Genomic DNA, 1,916 nt, shown 5'->3' with positions numbered 1-1,916 from the left:
TGGCGGACTTACTGCTGAAAATAAACGAATACGAAAATCAATTGAATTTCGCCTTTGGCGAGAAGCTATATTTAAACGGGATGATTTTACGTGCCAATTATGTGGTAAGCGCGGAGGAGAACTTCATCGATGCGAGCGATTCCGCTGCGAGCGATTCTATCATCTGTACGCAGGCTTTCGTCTCCGCAGGGGACATGCGTTTCTGTCTGCAGTAGCGTTTGACGAAGGTTATACCGCGCCGTTCCTTTTCTTCGGATGCACGCGCGTTCTCTTTTTGGATGAAATCGATGTCGTGGAACAGCGCTGCGGCAAGCGTGACGATGACGCCGCGCTCCGAGAGGGGCTTGTGGTCGTGGAACACCGCTTCGTCAATGGTGCGTGCACCGGGCAGACCCTTGATGAGGTCCTTCGCCGCTTTTTTTATCACGTTCGATGCATCCTTTCGTGCCGCGGCGTGGAGCCCGTGCAGGAGGCGGACGCTTGCGAGGAATACCTCGGCGGTATGGGCAAAATCGTTATACCCTCCCGGTATGGAGCGGTAGCCGCTGTATTTCCCTGAAAAGACGCGCTCCGCATCCGTGAATATCGATCGCACGAGCGGTATGATCTTCGTATGTCCCATGAACGACAGGAGTACGGCGGTTTCGTTCATGACCCCTGCCGGCTCCGTGATATGGAGAATATCCGCTTTTTTTTTCGTTCCCATGATGTGCTGTGCGCTGCCTCAGTGTTTCTGCGTCATACGGAAAACGCCGTCCCACTTCTCGCCCGGCTTCACCGGCGGGCTCACTTTGAATTCTTCGCAGCGTTCGATGTACATCTTCGTCGGTGTGAATTTATTCTTCGGGAAGAGCTCCATGTCCTTCGTTTTCTTGAAGATGGCAAGTGCCTTGTCCCATTCCGTGTTCTGGTAGTGCTTGACGCCTTCCGCGAACAGGGTGAAGAGCTCCTGCTGCTCCGCCGTCAATTCACCCTTGAGCGCGACGACTTCGTATACTTCAACCGGGGCGCTTTTGCCGACGACGGTGATGCGGTCGATGAAACGCGATTCGACCATGTCTTTCACGACATGCGTTCCCGTTTCGTCCTGCCATGACATATTGAGCGTCTCTTCAGCGACGAGCGTGAATACGCCGAACTGCTTGGCGCCGGCCTCGAGCCGTGCCGCAAGGTTGACCGTGTCGCCCATCATCGTGTAATTCATGCGCATGGTCGAACCCATATTGCCGGTGACCATTTCTCCGGAATTGATGCCCACGCGAACGCGCATGTCCCAGACGATGCGCGGCCACTTTGCGCCGGGCTCCCATTCTTCCGTCGGCAAGTTCTTCGAATTGCGGTTGGGCTCCGACGCATCCGCCTTCTCAGCGGCCCATTTCTCGCGCAGCCGCCCGAGATTCGCCTGCATGCCGATGGCGACCTTGCAGGCGCGAAAGGCGTGGTCGGGGAGCGCCATGGGTGCCCCGAAAATGCCGATGATGGCGTCGCCGATGTATTTATCGAGCGTGCCGCGTTCGGCGAGGAGTATGTCCGTCATGCTGCCGAGGTATTCGTTGAGGAGCTCGACCACCTGCGTGGCGGTGAGTTTTTCCGAGAACGTCGAGAACCCCTGGATGTCGGTGAAGAACGCGGTGTTCACGCGGCTTTCACCGCCGAGTTTCGGCATCTGTTTCGATTCGTACATGATGTCGATGAGCTCGGGGGCGAGATAGCTTGAGAACGTCTGCTTGAGGAACTGCTTGTCCTTCTCTTCCGTGAGCGCCCGATACACCATGATGGCGATGAACGTGAGGAGGATGTTCAGAAGGATAGGCACTGTTTTCAATGCATAGTTGTTCGTGGTAAAGAGCAGTACCGAGGTCGCTGCCACGGCGACGAAGGAGATCAGCGCCAACACAGCGGAGAGACGTATGCCG

Annotated in this window: 2 protein-coding genes; both read right to left on the bottom strand. The window is 56.2% G+C overall.

Features of this window, described 5'->3' with window-relative positions; translation table 11 throughout:
- Positions 1 to 97: 97 nt before the first annotated feature.
- A complete protein-coding gene (locus tag AABZ39_12800; protein ID MEK6795651.1) occupies positions 98 to 706 on the bottom strand; it encodes a hypothetical protein in 609 nt (202 codons plus the stop codon).
- Between the two features lie 18 nt (positions 707 to 724).
- The coding region (locus AABZ39_12795) for an adenylate/guanylate cyclase domain-containing protein (protein ID MEK6795650.1) at positions 725 to 1,916 on the bottom strand (1,192 nt) is incomplete at its 5' end.

This window comes from Spirochaetota bacterium (assembly GCA_038043445.1).
In the GTDB taxonomy this organism is placed as follows: domain Bacteria; phylum Spirochaetota; class Brachyspiria; order Brachyspirales; family JACRPF01; genus JBBTBY01.
The sequence above is the reverse complement of the archived record's forward strand: the minus strand, read 5'-3'. Positions and strand labels throughout refer to the sequence as shown.

Excerpts from the sequence above, each read along its gene's own strand:
- AABZ39_12800 (MEK6795651.1), bottom strand. The coding sequence starts at position 706 with ATGGGAACGAAAAAAAAAGCGGATATTCTCCATATCACGGAGCCGGCA.